Source organism: Nonomuraea typhae, assembly GCF_009760925.1.
Lineage (GTDB): Bacteria > Actinomycetota > Actinomycetes > Streptosporangiales > Streptosporangiaceae > Nonomuraea > Nonomuraea typhae.
In genome coordinates this window covers 1197529-1214689 of the sequence record NZ_VRLV01000002.1, presented here as the reverse complement: position 1 = coordinate 1214689, position 17161 = coordinate 1197529, and the positions used below count along the sequence as shown (strand labels likewise).

Genomic DNA, 17161 nt, shown 5'->3' with positions numbered 1-17161 from the left:
GGCGTGTCAGGATCGGTTTCCCAGGCGGGCGTATGCCGCCGGTGGCATGCCGACGGCGGCGGTGAAGTCGCGGGTCAGGTGGGCCTGGTCGGTGTAGCCGAGTTCGGCGGCCAGGGTGGCGAGGTCGAGGCCCTGGTAGACGCGTTCGGCGGCCTCGTGCAGGCGGAAGCGGCGGATCACCCATTTGGGCCCGATGCCCACGTAGTCCTGGAACAGGCGCTGCAGGGTGCGCATGGAGCGTCCCGACAGGGCGGCCAGTTGGTCGACCCGGGTGATGGTGACGTCGTTTTCCGCCAGGCCGACCAGGTCGGCTACCTCTTCGGCTACCGGGTCGCGCTCCGGGGCCAGGCTCAGCAGGAAGCGCTCGATCAACGAAACGGCGGCGCGGGGATCGGGTTCGGCCAGGACCCGGCGGACCGTGGTTGTCCCGGCCGGGCCGTACAGCCGGCCTATCTCGGTGAAGTGGCCGGTCAGCTCGGAGACGGGGCGGCCGAGGAACGGGCGGAAGCCGCCGGGGCGGAAGCGGGTGCCGATGACGCGGCCGCTGCCGTGCATCGTGTAGGAGAAGCCGCCTCGGATCACGCCGGCGATCTGGTGGAAGTCGTGGGTGATCGTCATGTTGACGGTGGGGTGGGAGACGATGCGCTGTTCGTACGGCTCGGCGAGGTCGGTGTAGGTGACGACCCAGAAGTGTTCTACGAAGGGCGAGAGTTCCTGCGGGGGCGCCTGGCGGGAGAAGTCGAAGGCGCTGAGGCCCGCGTAGGGGTTGACCCAGCCGCGCTGTCGCGTTTCTACAAGCCGCCCTTCTGGAGGGCGGGGCACCATGGCTGCCATGGAAGACATGATGCCGCTGATGACCCGGTCCTCTGAACTGACCTCGGATCTCGTGCGTGGCGTCCGGGATGAGCAGCTCGGGCTGTCCACGCCGTGTGCGAAGTTCGACGTCAGGGATTTGATCAACCACCTGGAGTGGGTGGCGGAGATGTTCGTGTCGCTGGCGGCCAAGGGGCCGCGGACCGAGCAGGGGCCCTATGCGGGGGACTTTCCCGAGCGGGCGGAGCGGACGCTGGCCGCCTGGTCGCGGCCCGAGGCGTGGGAGGGGATGAGCCCGGCCATGGGGATGCCGCAGCCCATGGTGGCGCACCTGTATCTGACCGATCTGGTGGTGCACGGGTGGGATCTGGCGAGGGCCACCGGGCAGGCGTACGAGCCGATGCCCGAGGCCGTCACGGGGTCGCTGGTGTTCACCGAGCAGATGGTGGACATGGGGCGTGAGCTCGGGGCATTCGGGCCGCCGGTGGAGGTGCCGGACGACGCGCCCGCATTGGACCGACTGCTGGGCCTGATCGGGCGCGACCCGGCCTGGAAGGCGTGAGCACACCCTCCTGCATGCACCCCTGCGGCGTAAGCTCGGGCTCCCACACCCCGCGCGGGCACGTGGGGATAGGCTCGTATGGTGCGAGATCGGATCAGTTCCGCGTCGAAGGTCGTCGTCAAGGTGGGCTCCTCGTCGCTGACCACCCCCCAGGGCACGATTGACGTCGACCGGGTGGACGCCCTGGTGGACGTGCTGGCCGCGCGCCGGAGCGTGGGTGCGCAGATCGTGTTGGTTTCGTCGGGAGCCATCGCCGCCGGACTGGGCCCGCTGGGGCTGGCGTCGCGGCCGAGGGATCTCGCCACGCAGCAGGCGGCCGCCTCCGTGGGCCAGGGCGTGCTGGTCGCCCGCTACACCTCGTCGCTGGCCCGGTATGCGATCCGGGTGGGCCAGGTGCTGCTGACCGCCGATGACATGATGCGCCGCGCCCACCACGTCAACGCCCAGCGCACGCTCGGCCGGCTGCTCGAGCTGGGCATCCTGCCGGTGGTCAACGAGAACGACACCGTGGCCACGGACGAGATCCGCTTCGGCGACAACGACCGGCTCGCGGCGCTGGTGGCGCACCTGATCAGGGCCGATGCGCTGATCCTGCTGTCGGACGTGGACGCGCTCTACGACGGGCCGCCGAGCCGTGCGGGCTCGCGCAGGCTGGCGGAGATCCGGGGCCCGGAAGACCTGGTGGGCGTCGAGCTGGGCAGGAACGGCGCGGCCGTGGGCACCGGTGGCATGATCACGAAGGTTCAGGCGGCCAAGATCGCGACCGGCGCGGGGATTCCGGTCGTGCTGACCGCGGCGGCCCACGCGGCTCAGGCCCTGGCCGGGGCGGACGTGGGCACCTACTTCCACCCGGGCGGGCGGCATCCGGGCACCCGGCTGTTGTGGCTGGCCCATGCCACCACCGGGCGGGGACGGCTGCACCTGGACGAGGGCGCCGTGGAGGCGGTGGTCGCGCGGCGCAAGTCGCTGCTGCCCGCGGGGGTGACCTCGGTCGAGGGCGAGTTCGCGGCCGGCGACCCGGTGGACCTGTGCGCGCCCCTGGGGCGGGTGGTCGCGCGAGGGCTGGTGAACTTCGACGCCGGGGAGATCCCCGGGCTGCTGGGCCGCTCGACCCGGGAGCTGGGCAACGAGCTCGGTCCGGAATATGAACGCGAGCTGATTCACCGCGACGACATCGTCATACTGGAGCCTCACCGGTAAGCGAATGGAGCGTGCGATGTCCGATGAGTTCCTGAAGGTCGCCCAGGCGGCACGAGAGGCCGCTGCCGAGCTGGCCCCGCTGCCGCGGGCGCCGAAGGACCGGGCATTGCGCGCGATCGCCGACGCACTGGTCGAGGGTGCGGCGGAGATCGTCGAGGCCAACGCCCAGGACGTGGCGCGGGCCCGTGAGCAGGGCACCGCCGAGGCGATGATCGACCGGCTCCGCCTCGACAAGCAGCGCATCGAGGCCATCGCCGAGGCGGTGCGGCAGGTAGCCGACCTGCCCGACCCGGTGGGCGAGATCGTGCGCGGCGGCACGCTGCCCAACGGGCTGGAGCTGCGCCAGCTCCGGGTGCCGCTGGGCGTGATCGGCATCATCTACGAGGGCCGGCCGAACGTCACCGTGGACGCGGCGGCGCTCTGCCTCAAGAGCGGCAACGCCGTACTGCTGCGTGGCTCGTCCAGCGCCTATGACTCCAACACGGCGCTCGTGCGGATCATGCAGGCGGCCCTCGACGACACCGAGGTGCCGTCCGGGGCGGTGCAGCTGGTGCCGGGGCAGACGCGCGAGTCGGTCAAGGTGCTGATGCGGGCGCGTGGCCTGGTCGACGTGCTGATCCCGCGGGGCGGCGCCTCGCTGATCAACTCGGTGGTCGAGGAGTCCACGGTGCCGGTGATCGAGACGGGTGTCGGCAACTGCCACGTCTACGTCGACGCCGACGCCGACCTGGACCTCGCCCTGGACATCCTGGTCAACGCCAAGGCGCAGCGGCCGTCGGTGTGCAACGCGGCCGAGACGTTCCTGGTGCACGCCGCGGTGGCCGGGGAGTTCCTGCCCAAGGCGCTGGCGCGGCTGGCCGAGGAGGGCGTGACCGTGCACGGGGACGCGCGGGTCGCCGCGCACCCGGGCGTGGTGGCCGCCACCGAGGACGACTTCTACGCCGAGTACCTCTCCCTGGACATCGCCGCGGCCGTCGTCGACTCGCTGGAGGAGGCGGTGGCCCACATCAGGAAGTACGGCTCGGCCCACACCGAGGCGATCGTCACCCGGTCGCAGCAGGCGGCCCGGCGGTTCGTGTCGCTGGTCGACTCGGCGGCCGTGGCGGTCAACGCCTCGACGCGGTTCACCGACGGGGGCGAGTTCGGGTTCGGCGCCGAGATCGGCATCTCCACCCAGAAGCTCCACGCCCGCGGCCCGATGGGGCTGCCGGAATTGACGTCCACTAAGTGGGTTTACACGGGCGAAGGACATATGCGCACCTCAGAAGGCACCGTCATCTCAGCGTGTCAAGGTGGCGACCGAGAGTGACGTTGACTTGACTGGGGTCCATGGAGATTGTGATCGCCCTGGTCTTCGCCGGTGCGGTGCTCTTCGGGGCCGACCGGCTGCTGCTCTGGCTGGAGAGCCGGGGGCACGTGCACTGGCGCCGTAAGGGGCGCAGGGACCTGTCTCAGGCGCCCACCACGGAGCTCGACGACATCTTCAGCGATTCGACCAAGACATAAACCTTCGGCGCGCCTCGGGCGCTAACTTCGGCCTCACCGCTAGGGTTGTGTCCCTTATGGGTGCGCCGAGCGGGGAGGGACGGTGAGCAAGCTCGGCAAGGTCGGGCCGTACACCCTTCTCGAACGGCTTGGCCGAGGCGGCATGGGCGAGGTGTATCTCGCCGTCGCCCGCCGTGGCGAACGCGTCGCGATCAAGGTCCTGCGAGACCTGGTCGAGGATGAGTCCGCCCGCATTCGCCTGGAACGCGAGGTCCGGGCGCTGCGCCGGGTCGAGAGCCCGTACGTGGCCAGGGTGTTCGACGCCGATCTCGACTGCGACCGGCCGTACCTCGTCATGGAGCACATCGAGGGCGACACGCTCCTGGAGCGGGTACGGCGCAGCGGCCCGCTCGACGTCGGCGGCCTGGTCGAACTGGCGCAGGGCATCGCCACCGCGCTGGCGATCACGCATGCGGCCGGGGTGATCCACCGCGACCTCAAGCCGGCCAACATCCTCATGAGCGAGCGCGGGCCGGTGCTCATCGACTTCGGCATCGCGCAGGTGCTGGACGCCACCCGGCTGACCATGACCGGCACCTTCCTCGGCACCCCCGGCTACACCGCGCCCGAGATCTTCGCCGACGAGCAGGTGGACTCGCCCGCCGACGTGCACGCGTGGGGGGCGACGGTGGCGTTCGCGGCGACCGGGCGGCCGACGTTCGGGCGCGGGACGGCCGAGGCGCAGATGTACGCGGTGCTGAACGGGCAGGCCGATCTCAAGGGCGTGCCCGTGGAGTTGCTGCCGCTGGTGCGGGCGGCGCTGCATCGGGAACCGGCCAAGCGGCCCACCGCGGCGCTGCTGGCCGATCGCCTGTCCCGGCTGGCCCGGGCGACCGCCTCCGACGCGCCGGGCGAGGCGGTGGCGGAGGTGCCGCCGCCGCGCCGGCGGCTTCGGCCCGGGGCGGGCGACGACGCCGCCCGGGGGCGGGCGGGTGAGGAGCAGAAGACGCCGCCGCCCAGAGCCCGGGCGCCGCGGGTGCGCTCCGGCTCGGCCGAGGAGCCGGGCACGCCGGTGCCCCGGGGGCGAACCAGGGACGAGCCGGGCACCCCGGTGCCCAGGGGGCGCGTGGCGGATCCGGGGCGGGGCCGTACCGCCAAGGAGGAGCCGAACACTCCCGTGCCCAGAGGGCGGGCGGCCGACCCGGGGCGGGGCCGTACCTCGAAGGAGGACCTGGCGCGCGGGCGGGCCAAGGAGGAACTGGTGCGGGCGCGCGCCAAGGAGGAGCCCGGGGTGCGCGGCCGCGTCAAGGAGGAGCCCGGGGCGCGTGGCCGGATCAAGGAGGAGCCCGGGGCGCGTGGCCGGATCAAGACCGGTGACAACCCCAAGACGCCGGTGCCGCGTCCCCGGACCAAGCTCGCCGCCGAAGGGCGGCTGGTCCGCTCGCGCGGCCGGACCAGGGAGGGCGGCGCGACCACGCTGCCCGCGGGCAACACCGCGTTGCTGCTGCTGGCCGTGCTGGCGGTGCCGTGCGTGGTGGCCTCGGTGGTGTATCCGATCGCCTCGATCGGGATCACGGCCGCGCTCGTGGTGCTGACCAGGACGTTGTGGATGAGCCACTGGCTGGTCAGGAACCGCTCCAGCAAGCGGGTGCGGGTGTTGCTGCGCGTGTTGTTGTTCCCGTTCGCGCTGGTCGGGGCGGCGGCCACGGCGGCCGTGTGGCCCGGGGCGCCCGTGGCCCTGGTGGCCGGAGGAGCGCTCTGGGCGACGGGCGGCGGTGAGATCGCCTCCGACTGGTGGCAGCAGGTGGCGCCGGTGACCGTGGCGGCGGTGGTGTTCGGCGTGTTGTGCGGCGGGGTCACCGGGCGGGAGATCGAGCGGATCGGCGCCCGGTTGCCGAACCTGCGCCGCGAGGGGCTGCGTGCTCTCGCGGTTCTGGGTGGGTTCGTGGCGCTGTGTGCCGCGGCGGTCCGGGCGATCGATCTGCTGCTCTAACCGGTTTCACGTACTCTGACCGGCTTCGCGGCGGTCTCTGAGCGGTTGCACGGCCGTCCAGGCCGTGAGGGCGCCGCACGGCGGGAGGTCGTGCGGCGCTGCTCGGCGCCCTTGTGCGGCGGGGTACCTGGGCCACGGCGTCCGGTCTGCGGATCGCCGTAACGGCGGGCACCCCGTCCGACGTGAGAAGCGATCCCCACGATCGGCGCCCGCCGGCGTCGGCGGGTGGGGGGATGTGGGCTGCGCCGTAAAGAACCGGGGTTCTCACGGCCGGGTGTGCTCTCCTGGACGGAGAGCACATTAGTTGTCGCGGCGGGAGAAGCGGTTGAAGATGCGCTCGCCCGCGTTGACCGCGCCCTCGGCCACGTCGCGCAGGACGCCGATGAACGGGTCCTGGGACTCCGACCACGAGCGGCGGTAGGACTCCGCGGCGGCCTTGATCTCGTCCGTGACGCGGGCGTCGGCGTCGTCCTCCCTGCGGGGGTAGTCACCGCCGAGGATGCGCTCGTACTCGCCCGTGCGCTGCCACTTGTCCAGCTCCGCCACGCGCACCACGGCGAACGGGTGCGTGGTGCCGAGCAGGTTCAGCACCTTGAGGAAGCCGTCGCGCAGGTCGCCCGCGGTGTCGTACTCCTGGTACTGGGCGAGGAACGCCTCGATGTTCATCTCGTGCGTGTAGTCGCCGCCGGCCAGCTTCATGAGGGCGCGCTTGGCGGCCTCGGGGTTCTGGCCGGTGAGCAGGCCGCCTCGGTCGGAGGACAGTTCCGACTTGCGGTACCACTCCTCGAGCCCCGCGACGATCGCGCGCAGGCCGATGTAGCCGAGCGGGATCCACGCTACGCGCGTGGCGAGCGTGGTGAGGATGTCGAGCATGGTGCGGTAGACCGCGTGGCCCGACAGGATGTGCGAGGTCTCGTGGCCGATGACGAAGCGCTGCTCCTCCTCGTTCATGAGGTTGAGCAGGCCGGTGGTCACCACGATGAACGGGTCGTCGAAGCCGATGGCCTTGGCCTGGACGTGCGGGTCCTGCTGCACGTAGATCTCGGGGATCCGGTGCAGGTCGAGGATGTAGGCGGCGTCGCGGCCCATGTCGTGCAGGGAACGGAACTGGGTTTCGCTCACTCGCACGGCCGAGGCGAGGTACATGAGGCGCAGGCGCCGCTCGCTTACGAGGCCGGACATCTGCTTGAGAACGGTGTCGAACCCACTCAGCTTGCGCAGAGCGACCAGCGCGGACCGGTCTGCGGGGTGTTCGTAGGCACGAGACGAGATGCCGGGCAGTTGGATGCGGTTGCGATCCGGGGTGGTCGTCATGCCCGGCATGCTACGTCGGCTACGGGAGTGATGCGCGGTTACTTGGGAAGGGGGGTGGCTATGTGGCGTGGTATGGCCGCCGCGTAAGGTCCTTTTCATGATGAATGCGCCCATGGGCCAGGGGAAGCGACGCGTGGGGGTGATGGGCGGCACGTTCGACCCCATCCACCACGGGCACCTGGTCGCGGCGAGCGAGGTGGCCCACCACTTCGACCTCGACGAGGTCGTCTTCGTGCCGACGGGCCGGCCGTACCAGAAGTCCTCGCGCGAGGTCAGCGCGCCCGAGGACCGTTACCTGATGACCGTCATCGCGACGGCGTCGAACCCGCGCTTCTCCGTCTCCCGCGTGGACGTGGACCGGCCCGGGCCCACCTACACCATCGACACCCTGCGGGACGTCTCGGAGATCTACGGCGCGGACGCCGAGTTGTTCTTCATCACCGGCGCCGACGCCCTGGAGGCCATTCTCGGCTGGCAGGACGCCGAGGAGTTGTTCACGCTGGCCCACTTCGTCGGGTGCACCCGGCCCGGGCACACCCTGCACGACCCCGGGCTGCCCGCGGGGAAGGTGACCCTGCTGGAGATCCCGGCCCTGGCGATCTCGTCGTCGGAGTGCAGGCAGCGCGTGGCCAAGGGGGAGCCGATCTGGTACCTGGTTCCGGACGGCATCGTGCAGTACATCGGGAAACGCGGGCTCTATCGCGCCGTTTGATGAGATTTGCGGCGATCATGGGCATATGACGGATGAGGTCTTCGACGGACTGGAGCTGAAAGAGCAGGCGTGGTGGGCGCATGACGCGGAGGTCACCGCGTCCGGGCTCTTCACCATGGTGCGGCGGCTGCCGGCCCTGATCCGGGACGTGCTGGTGCTGAGCTGGCAGACCAGCCGCGTGGACACCGTGGTCATGATGGGTGCCGCGCTCCTGTCGGAGATCTTCACCGCGCTCGGGCTGCTGGCCACCACCGACGTGCTCAGCCAGCTGTTCTCCGCCGTGCCCACCGCCGAACGCCTGGCCGCCGCGCTGCCCGGCATCGCCGCCGTGGTCGGCGCCGCCGTCCTGCGGGCCGCCTTCCGCGAAGCCGGTCAGTGGGCCCGTGACCGGCTCGAGCCCCTGCTCACCCAGGCCGCCCAGACCCGCCTGGTCACGCTCACCACCGGAGTCGAACTGGCCGCGTTCGACGACCCGGACTTCCATGATCAGGTCCAGCGCACCTCCGCGACCGCCACCCGCGGGCCGTCGATGCTGCTCTGGGCAGTCATGGAAACCGTTTCCGGATTTATCGGGTTGCTGGCTGTTTCTGGTGCTTTGGGGGTGCTGCATCCGGTGCTGCTGCCGCTCATCCTGCTCGCCGCCGTCCCCAGCACGTGGGCCTCCGTGCGCGCCGCCCGCGTCAGCTACCAGGTCACCGCCGGGATCGCCGCCGCCAGACGGCGCCAGAGCACCCTCCAGGACCTCATGACCCAGCGGCCGGCCGCCGCCGAGATCCGCTCCTACACCATGCGCCCCTACCTGCTCGCCGAATTCAGCCGCATCTACCGCTGGATCATCCGCTACGAACTGCGCGCCGTCCGCCGCCAGCAACTCGCCGGCCTCTGGGGCAGCGCCCTCGGCGGCATCGCCAAGGGCCTGGTCTACGTGGCACTCGGCCTGCTGCTGTGGAGCGGCCAGGTCGTGCTCGCCGTCGCCGCCACCGCCGTCCTCGCCATCCAGCGCGCCGGAACCGCCACCGAGCAGGCGCTCCACGGAGTCAACCAGGCATACGAAGCCGGCCTGTTCTACGAGGACTACGTGCACTTCATCGCCGACGCCAGCGCACGAGCAGAAACCTCCGGCAGTACGGCGCCGCCCGCCGAAACCGACCGCATCCGGGTCGACGGCATCAGATTCACCTACCCGGCGGCCGACACCCCCGCCCTCACCGACGTCTCCATCACCGTGAACCCCGGCGAGATCGTCGCCCTCGTCGGCGAGAACGGCTCCGGCAAAACCACCCTCGCCAAGGTCATCGGCGGCCTCTACCTCCCCCAGACCGGAACCGTCACCTGGGGCGGCGTCGACCAGCGCGCCATCGACCGCACCGCCCTCCGCGAGAAGATCGCCGTCATCGCCCAGGACTTCACCCACTGGCCCCTGAGCGCCGGAGAGAACATCACCATCGGGCGGCACGACTCCGGCGCGCCCCTGGACGAGGTGCTCACCGCCTCCGGCGCCGACGCCGTCGTGGACCGCCTGCCGTACGGACTGGACACCATGCTCGACCCCAGCTACCAGGGCGGGACCGAACTGTCGGGCGGGCAGTGGCAGCGCATCGCCGTCGCCCGCGGCCTCTACCGGGACGCGCCCCTGCTCATCTGCGACGAGCCCACCGCCGCGCTCGACGCCCGCTCCGAACACGCCATCTTCGAGAGCATCCGGCGACACGCCGTGCAGCGCACGGTGCTGATGATCACCCATCGGCTGGCCAGCGTCCGCTGGGCCGACCGCATCTACGTGCTGGAACACGGGAAAGTCGTGGAACAGGGCACGCACGCGGCGCTCATGGAACGTTCGGGCATCTACGCCGAGATGTTCACTCTGCAGTCGAGGGCCTACACCGAGGAAGGGTAACCTCGTAGGTAGCCGATAGAGGAGGACTGACCCGCATCGTGACCGCATCCGACAGAGCCGTCCAGCTCGTCCAGATCGCCGCCGAGGCCGCGGCCGACAAGCTGGCCGATGACATCCTCGCCTACGACGTCAGCGAGCAGCTCGTCATCACCGACGCCTTCCTGCTCTGCTCCGCCACCAACGACCGCCAGGTCCGCGCCATCGTCGACGAGATCGAAGACCGCCTCCGCATCGAGGCCGACGCCAAGCCCGTCCGCCGCGAGGGCGAGCGCGAGGGGCGCTGGGTGCTCCTCGACTACATCGATCTGGTCGTGCACGTTCAGCACGAAGAAGACCGCACCTTCTACGCGCTCGAGCGCCTGTGGAAGGACTGCCCCGCCATCGGGCTCCCCGAAAGCGTCACGCACGCCAACATCCAGCGAGCGCGCACTTGAGCCGCAGAATCGTCTGTCTTCGGCACGGCCAAACCCTCTGGAATGTCGAGCACCGCTTCCAGGGCCACACCGACATCCCGCTCGACGAAACCGGAATCGCCCAGGCCACCAGGGCGGCATCCCTGCTGGCCGCGCTCCGGCCCACCATGATCGTCTCCTCGGACCTGCAGCGCGCCCACGACACCGCGCTGGCCCTGGCCCGCCTGGTCAAACTCGACGTCCCCGTCGACAAAGAACTCCGCGAACGCGGCGGCGGCGCCTGGGAAGGGCTGACCCGAGACGAGATCCGGGCCCGCTGGCCCGAGGAGTACATCGCCTGGGAGGCCCCCGACGGCGAGCCCGTCACCGAGGTCGCCGCCCGCGTGGCCGCCGCCATGCGCCGCTGGGCCGCCCAGCTCGACGACGACGGCCTGCTCGTCATCGCCTCCCACGGCGCCGCCATCCGGCTCGGCATCTGCGAACTGCTGGGGCTGCCCGAGGACCTGTGGCACACCCTCGGGGGCCTCGGCAACTGCAGCTGGTCCGTGCTGGAAGAGGGGCGCAAGGGCTGGCGCCTGCTCGAACACAACGCCGGCACCCTGCCGGAACCGGTCAACAGCGACGACATCGTGGAGGCCGATTAGGCGAAAGGACCGGGATGCCTATATGCTCTCGGAGCGCCGCATCGAGTGGACTCGTAGCGGTGACCAGGGGCTATAGCGCAGCTGGTAGCGCACCTCCATGGCATGGAGGGGGTCAGGGGTTCGAATCCCCTTAGCTCCACAGGCAAGGTACTCCGCGCGTTCTTCCAGTGGCTAGGGGTCGGAGCCCACCCTGGTCAATGGGCCGCCCTCTGCAGGGGGCAGCTACGGCGTGTACCACCAGAAGTACCAGTGCTCACCAGGGATGGTTGAGTAGTAGCAGCCATCGGTCGGGTGGCCACGGCCCTCGTACCGGCTCCTTTCTATCTCGCACAACCACGGCGCAATGAAACCGCCTTCCCAGGTCCACGTGCCTTGGGCCTTCTGCGTGGGGGGAGTGGGCGCTGCATCGGCTGACGTAGTTGCCGTGGCCGAAGTTGCGGGTAGTTGAGCGGTTCCGAGAATGGCGACGGTGGCCAGGATCGAGCTGGCGATGAGTCGGGATACGCGCATGGCCTCTCCTGTCGAAAGTGTGTTCAGAAGTTGTCTCTGATCCGTCAGAACCACGGCTTGCCGGGCTGGGCCCGGAAGGTAGAGCCGGCGGTCCTCCTGGTGACGACCCGGGCGCTGGAAGGCGGCAGCATCCCCTCACGTCACCTTCGATCGCGTCACCGCCGACTAAATGATCATCTTCTGGGCCGGTGACCTGACGGTCGGCGACCAGGCGACGGCCGAGAGCGCGCTCAGCACTCGCCTCGCCACGTCACCGACGTGATTTCGGCATAGGCCACGCCGAAGTCGAGTTTGTAGGTGCCGGGGCCAGGGTTGTAGTGCAGGCACTCGGACCAGGTGGTGCCGAACCTGTCATAGTTCACCTGAACGTGATCGGCCCCGGGCTGAGGTATGCCGTTGTTGAACAGCGATCCCGTCGTCACGTTGCCGGACCAGTTGCCCCAGGTCTTGAGAACTACCCGGCCGGTCCAGGGGGGGCTTCCTGGTTCCCATGCACAGAAGTAGCCCTTGGGGCAGCCAGGCGGGCTCGGTTCGGCGGAGGCGGGCGGAGCTGTGGCCAGGACGGTGGCTGCGGTGATCAGGGAGACCGCGGCACCAGCGAGGGTGCGGCGTTTGGTAGTGGTGTGCACCAGTCCTCCGATGAGAGGTTGTCGTTTTCTCAGTTGAATAGCCTGATGAACAGGAGTCGGAGGGAGGTTCCTCCCGGGGGCTCTTTTCGGCCGCGCGGAATGAAGAGTTTGCGGCCGCCGTGGTCACGGTCCTGGGCAGGGAACGCTGGTCCCAGGGTGGATGTGAACCATGGCTCCTGTTCGGTAGGCCTCAGGCACTATGCCGTGACCTGAGCACAACGTGAGCCACTGCGCTCCGTTGCTCAGCGAGGCGGCGCATCCTGGCGCGGGCGTGTTGGCGAAGGCGGCCAGACCGGAAGGGGCCGCGTTTTGCCGTGGCCTCGTGCAGTCATCGTAGAGATAGAGGCTGGAGACGCCTGGTCCGGTGGTCAGCACGAGCCGGCCAGGAACCACCGCCGAAGCCGGGGCGGCGACGAGCGTCCCAGCCCCGGCGAGGGTGACCAGCAAAAGTGCCGCAGTCTTCTTCATGCGCTTCCTCCGAGCGTCTTAGGTTTTCGCGATTTCCGTTGACAGCGCCTGTGGCGAACCGTCGCCGTCTCCCCGGCGGGCAGCGTACGAGGACAGGCCACCGCACGTGCAGGGGCCCGTCCTCGTGTGGCTCGGTGCGGGCGATTAAGGCCGGTGCCCTCCGCAGGGCGTGATTCCGTCGGTCACCCCAAAGGTGCTCACGATGCGTGATTCCCCATAGGCAATCGAATTACCGAGGTACTGCCACCCGTGGTAGTAGTTCCAGAAGGTGGCCTCAGTGCGAGGGCTCTGGTCGTTTATGAAGGAGCGGAGTTTGTCGCTCCAGCCATTTTCGTAGCCGATGTTGTAGAACCTGCAGTAGTAGAATTTCAGATAATTCCCTCTGAAATTGGGCTGATCCCAGATACAGAGGTTGAGGTAGCTGCAGCTGCCCTCTTCGGTGTCGACGCCCGCGGTCACTTCCGCGCCGTCCGGGTAGCGCAGGGTGGTGGGCGAGATCTGCGTCGCCCCCGGGTTCGCGGCCTTGAAGTCGTCGAGCATGGACTGGATCCGGATGGCCTCGGCGTCGCCCGGCGGGCTGGCGGCCGCCGGAGCCAGCGCGGTGGCGAGAGTGATCATTAAGACTGTGATCGCGATCAGGATTCTGCGTGCCACTTTTTCCTCCCCGTCGGAAGCTGTCACCAGGGATGTAGCACGGCGGAGGTTGTTCAGACCCGGACCTGTCGCGCCGATCAAACAACGGCGAACAATCGTCAGGGGTTGATCACCCCCCGAAGCTCGGGGTTGAGTGGGGTCAGGCGGGTGGACATGTACGGTCGAGTTTCCCGGCTCGGGGGAGGCTAGGGTGCCGCGGCGTGAGCGGCCATTGGAGGGGGACGACCCGGAGGTGCTGCGGTTCGCCGCGGATCTGCGGTTGTTGCGGGTCAAGGCGGGCGAGCCGACGTATCGGCAGATGGCGCGCCAGGCGCATTATGCGGTGGCGACGTTGTCGGAGGCGGCCTCGGGCCGGCGGCTGCCGACGCTGGCGGTCACGCTCGCGTATGTGAACGCGTGCGGCGGCGACACCCTGGAGTGGGAACGACGCTGGCGGGAGCTGAGCGGCCGAGAGCCGGCCGCTGCGGAACCGGCCGAGGAGGCGGCGCCGTACCTGGGATTGACGGCATTCCAAGCCGCCGACGCCGCTCGGTTCTTCGGCCGCGAGCAACTGGTGGCCGAGCTGATCCGGCGGGTGGCTGAGCAGCGGTTCGTGGCAGTGGTCGGCGCGTCGGGGACGGGCAAGTCGTCGTTGCTGCAGGCCGGGTTGCAGGCGCGGGTGCTGGCCGGGGAACGGCCCTGGCCAGTGGTGCTGATCACGCCGGGGGCGCATCCGGCGCGCGTGTGGGATCCGGTCGGTCCCGCGGAGACGTTGATCATCGTGGATCAGTTCGAGGAGGTCTTCACCCTCTGCCAGGATCCGCGGGAGCGGGCGCGGTTCATCGACATGCTCGTCGATGCCGCACGTGCGCATCGGGTAGTGATCGGCGTGCGCGCCGACTTCTACGGCCACTGCCTGGCCGAGCCTCGGCTGCTGGAGGTGCTGCGGCAGGCGCAGCTGCCGGTCGGGCCGATGAGCAGCGAGGAACTACGCCAAGCCGTCGTACGGCCGGCCACCGACGCCGGCTGCGTGGTGCAGGGTGCGCTGGCCGCCCGGGTGGTCGCCGACGCGGCCGGGCACGGGGGCGTGCTGCCGCTGGTCTCGCACGTGATGCTGGAGACCTGGCGGCGGCGCCGCGGCAACACCCTCACCCTGGCCGACTACGAAGCCGCGGGCGGTATCGAGCACGCCGTCGCTCACAGCGCCGAGCGCCTGTACACCCAGCTCACCCCCGTCCAGCGGGAAATCGCCCGCAGGATGCTGCTGCGGCTGGTCACCCCGGGCGAGGACGCCCCGGACACCCGGCGCCGGGTGCGCCGTCACCAGCTCGGCGACGCCCCGGGCACGGGTGAGGTGCTGGAACGGCTGGTCGCCGCCCGCCTGCTGGTGCTCGACCGTGACAGCGTCGAGATCAGCCACGAGACGCTCATCGGCTGCTGGCCGCGTCTGCGTGAATGGCTGGCCGAAGACCGGCAGGGGCTGCGCATCCACCACCGTCTCACCGAGGCCGCCGAGACCTGGCAGACGCTGGGCCGCGACCCCGGCGCCCTCTACCGGGGCCTTCGCCTGGAGGAGGCGGCCACGTGGGCCGAGCGGCAGACGCCCGTCCTGAGCCCGGCCGAGCAGGAGTTTCTGCAATCCAGCCGGCACGCCCGCGAGCGCGAGCGGGCGCTGGGCCGGCGCCGTGCCCTGGCCGCCCGGATGCTCATCGCCGTGCTGGCCACGCTCGTGGTGCTGGCCGCCGGCGCGACCGGATACGCGCGCACCCAGCAGGAAGCCGCCGCCGGCCAGCGCAACACCGCGCTGTCGCAGCGGGTGGCCGAGCAGGCCGTCCAGCTGCGGACCGGCGACGCGCCGCTGGCCGCGCAGCTCGCCCTGGCCGCCTACCGGCTCACCCCCACGGTGGAAGCGCGCGGCAGCCTGCTCAGCGCCTTCACCACCCCGCTCGGTGACCGGCTCGGCCACGAGCTGAACACCGTGACCTTCAGCCCGGACGGCCGCGTCATGGCCGGCGGCGGCGACGATCGCACCGTCCGCCTGTGGCGCGTCCACGACAACGGCCCGCCCACACCGCTGGCCGAACTGCCCGGCCAGAACGATGACATCGAGTCGCTGCGCTTCACCCCCGACGGCCGCGTCCTGGCCGCCGGCCTGTACGACGGCACCGTCCGGCTGTGGTCGGCGGCCGAACCCGGCCCCCCGAAGCCACTGGCCGGCTTCACCGCCCACGCGGCTCCCGTCTTCGCCGTCGCGCTCAGCGCCGACGGCACGATCCTGGCCACCGCCGGCGGCGACGGCACCGTACGACTGTGGGACATCGCCCGCGCGACCGCCCCCACACGCCTGGCCACGATCACCGCACACCGCCAGGCGCTCACCGCGCTCGCCTTCCACCCCTCGAGCGCCACGCTGGCCACCGCCTCCGACGACGGCGCCGCCCTGTGGGACGTCGCCGACCCCCGGCGTCCCAGGCCACTGCCCCGCCTGCGCGGGCAAGCAGGCAAGGTCACCGCCGTCGCCTTCAGCCCCGACGGCCGGCACCTGGCCACCGCCGGCTGGGACCACCGAGTCCGGCTGTGGCAGCTGGCCGGCCCGGGCAGCCCCGCCGTCCTGACCGGACACACTGGCCCTCTGCAGACCCTCGCCTTCAGCTCGGACGGCCGCCGGCTCGCCACCGGCGGCTGGGACCACACCATCCGGCTGTGGAACCTCACCCAGCCGGGCGCCCCGCCCAGCGTGCTGACCCCGCACACCGACGCGGTCTGGGCGCTGGCCTGGCGGCCCGGCGACAAGCTGCTCGCATCCTCGGCCCTCGACGGCACCACCCGGCTCACCCGCCTGCCCGGCCCCGTCCTCGACGGCAACCCGGCCGCCCTATCGGCGGCCGCCTTCAGCCCCGACGGCCGCACCCTGCTCACCGGAAGCGAAGACTTCACCGCCCGGCTGTGGGACATCACCGACCCCTACCAGCCGGCCCCGCTGCCCCAGCTGACCGGCCACACCGGACAGGTCGAGACGGTCGCCTTCCACCCGGAGGGCAACCTGGCCGCCACCGGCAGCATCGACACCACCATACGGCTGTGGCGCCTGGCCGACCGTGCCCGGCCCTCTCTCCTGGCGACCATCCGCACCGGCCACCCCGGAGGTGTCCGCTCCATCGCCTTCACCTCCCGCGGCACCCTGCTGGCCAGCGCCGGCGCGGGCGACCCCGTCGTACGCCTGTGGGACGTGAGCGATCCGGCCCGCCCACGCGCGGCCGGCACGGTGCGCGAGGGCGGCAATGGAGCGCTGGCGCTCGCCTTCACCTCCGACGCGCGGCGGCTGGTGACCGTGCACGGCCTCGTGTTCGTCCTGTGGGACGTGACTAACCCTCGTCTTCCGGTACGGCTGGCGACCGGCCCCGCACAGCCGGAGACGATACGTGCGACCAGTTTCTCTCCCGACGGCCGCACCCTGGCCACCGCTTCCCTGGATCGCATCGTGAAGCTGTGGGACGTGCGCGACCCCGGCCGCATCCGGCAGATCGCCACCCTCGCCGGCCACACCGACGCACTCCAGAGCATCGCCTTCGCCCCGGACGGCCGCACCCTGGCCACCGCTTCCCTGGACCGCACCGCGAAGCTGTGGGACGTCCGCGACCCCGCACAACCCCGGCCCCTGGCCACTCTCACCGGACACACCGACCGCCTCTACGCGGTCACCTTCAGCCCCGACGGCCGCACCCTGGCCACGGCCTCAGAAGACCACACCGCCCGGCTGTGGCCGATCGACCCCCAAGACGCGGCTGCCCGCGTATGCGCCCGGGCCCGCCCCGCGCTCACCCCCGCCCAATGGCGGCAACACTTCGCCGACCTGCCCTTCCAGCCACCCTGCCGATGAAGCCTGCG

14 protein-coding genes and 1 tRNA gene are annotated in these 17161 nt (G+C 70.7%); 11 read left to right on the top strand and 4 right to left on the bottom strand.

Annotated features, from left to right (window positions below; translation table 11 throughout):
• Positions 1-6: 6 nt before the first annotated feature.
• On the bottom strand, positions 7-834 hold the full coding sequence (locus tag FVE25_RS12180) for a helix-turn-helix domain-containing protein (RefSeq protein ID WP_219825436.1): 828 nt from the start codon (positions 832-834) through the stop codon (positions 7-9).
• A gap of 19 nt (positions 835-853) precedes the next feature.
• On the opposite strand from FVE25_RS12180, the gene FVE25_RS12175 reads away from it, so the two are divergent.
• From FVE25_RS12175 to FVE25_RS12160, 5 genes are all read left to right on the top strand, one after another.
• Complete coding sequence (locus tag FVE25_RS12175; RefSeq protein ID WP_219825435.1) at positions 854-1375, top strand: TIGR03086 family metal-binding protein; 522 nt, start codon at positions 854-856, stop codon at positions 1373-1375.
• An 81-nt stretch (positions 1376-1456) separates the two neighbouring features.
• Positions 1457-2575 carry a glutamate 5-kinase gene (proB, locus tag FVE25_RS12170; RefSeq protein ID WP_246266926.1) on the top strand — a complete coding sequence of 373 codons (1119 nt, stop codon included), beginning with the start codon at positions 1457-1459 and terminating at the stop codon, positions 2573-2575.
• A 4-nt stretch (positions 2576-2579) separates the two neighbouring features.
• Positions 2580-3884, top strand: a complete 1305-nt coding sequence (locus FVE25_RS12165) for a glutamate-5-semialdehyde dehydrogenase (RefSeq protein ID WP_281367842.1) — start codon at positions 2580-2582, stop codon at positions 3882-3884.
• Between the two features lie 20 nt (positions 3885-3904).
• Entirely contained in the window at positions 3905-4081 is a 177-nt protein-coding gene (locus FVE25_RS53785) for a hypothetical protein (RefSeq protein WP_181019543.1), read from the top strand.
• A gap of 82 nt (positions 4082-4163) precedes the next feature.
• Complete coding sequence (locus FVE25_RS12160) at positions 4164-6053, top strand: serine/threonine protein kinase (RefSeq protein WP_157246504.1); 1890 nt, start codon at positions 4164-4166, stop codon at positions 6051-6053.
• Between the two features lie 300 nt (positions 6054-6353).
• Here the strand turns inward: FVE25_RS12160 and FVE25_RS12155 are convergent, their stop codons facing one another.
• A complete protein-coding gene (locus FVE25_RS12155) occupies positions 6354-7376 on the bottom strand; it encodes a M48 family metallopeptidase (RefSeq protein WP_181019542.1) in 1023 nt (340 codons plus the stop codon).
• Positions 7377-7464: 88 nt separating this feature from the next.
• Between FVE25_RS12155 and nadD the strand changes: the two genes are divergently transcribed.
• The 5 genes from nadD (at position 7465) to FVE25_RS12130 (ending at position 11172) form a co-directional block, all read left to right on the top strand.
• The gene (nadD, locus tag FVE25_RS12150; protein WP_157246502.1) at positions 7465-8079 is read left to right on the top strand and encodes a nicotinate-nucleotide adenylyltransferase; all 615 of its coding nucleotides are present in this window, start codon (positions 7465-7467) and stop codon (positions 8077-8079) included.
• A gap of 25 nt (positions 8080-8104) precedes the next feature.
• Entirely contained in the window at positions 8105-9976 is a 1872-nt protein-coding gene (locus FVE25_RS12145) for an ABC transporter ATP-binding protein (RefSeq protein WP_157246501.1), read from the top strand.
• A gap of 38 nt (positions 9977-10014) precedes the next feature.
• The gene (rsfS, locus tag FVE25_RS12140; protein ID WP_157246500.1) at positions 10015-10410 is read left to right on the top strand and encodes a ribosome silencing factor; all 396 of its coding nucleotides are present in this window, start codon (positions 10015-10017) and stop codon (positions 10408-10410) included.
• The gene (locus FVE25_RS12135) at positions 10407-11033 is read left to right on the top strand and encodes a histidine phosphatase family protein (RefSeq protein ID WP_157246499.1); all 627 of its coding nucleotides are present in this window, start codon (positions 10407-10409) and stop codon (positions 11031-11033) included. Before rsfS ends, FVE25_RS12135 begins: the two co-directional genes overlap by 4 nt.
• Positions 11034-11099: 66 nt before the next feature.
• Positions 11100-11172 (top strand) — tRNA-Ala (locus FVE25_RS12130).
• A 601-nt stretch (positions 11173-11773) separates the two neighbouring features.
• Here FVE25_RS12130 and FVE25_RS12125 read toward each other — a convergent pair.
• Positions 11774-12172: a hypothetical protein gene (locus FVE25_RS12125; protein ID WP_219825433.1), complete on the bottom strand. Its 399-nt coding sequence runs from the start codon at positions 12170-12172 to the stop codon at positions 11774-11776.
• A 612-nt stretch (positions 12173-12784) separates the two neighbouring features.
• Complete coding sequence (locus FVE25_RS12120) at positions 12785-13294, bottom strand: peptidase inhibitor family I36 protein (RefSeq protein ID WP_157246498.1); 510 nt, start codon at positions 13292-13294, stop codon at positions 12785-12787.
• A 190-nt stretch (positions 13295-13484) separates the two neighbouring features.
• On the opposite strand from FVE25_RS12120, the gene FVE25_RS12115 reads away from it, so the two are divergent.
• Positions 13485-17153 carry an nSTAND1 domain-containing NTPase gene (locus tag FVE25_RS12115; RefSeq protein ID WP_157246497.1) on the top strand — a complete coding sequence of 1223 codons (3669 nt, stop codon included), beginning with the start codon at positions 13485-13487 and terminating at the stop codon, positions 17151-17153.
• Positions 17154-17161: the final 8 nt, after the last annotated feature.

Coding starts and splice junctions, on each gene's coding strand:
- FVE25_RS12180 (WP_219825436.1), bottom strand. CDS start 834: ATGGCAGCCATGGTGCCCCGCCCTCCAGAAGGGCGGCTTGTAGAAACG.
- FVE25_RS12175 (WP_219825435.1), top strand. CDS start 854: ATGACCCGGTCCTCTGAACTGACCTCGGATCTCGTGCGTGGCGTCCGG.
- FVE25_RS12165 (WP_281367842.1), top strand. CDS start 2,580: ATGGAGCGTGCGATGTCCGATGAGTTCCTGAAGGTCGCCCAGGCGGCA.
- FVE25_RS53785 (WP_181019543.1), top strand. CDS start 3,905: ATGGAGATTGTGATCGCCCTGGTCTTCGCCGGTGCGGTGCTCTTCGGG.
- FVE25_RS12155 (WP_181019542.1), bottom strand. CDS start 7,376: ATGCCGGGCATGACGACCACCCCGGATCGCAACCGCATCCAACTGCCC.
- nadD (WP_157246502.1), top strand. CDS start 7,465: ATGATGAATGCGCCCATGGGCCAGGGGAAGCGACGCGTGGGGGTGATG.
- FVE25_RS12145 (WP_157246501.1), top strand. CDS start 8,105: ATGACGGATGAGGTCTTCGACGGACTGGAGCTGAAAGAGCAGGCGTGG.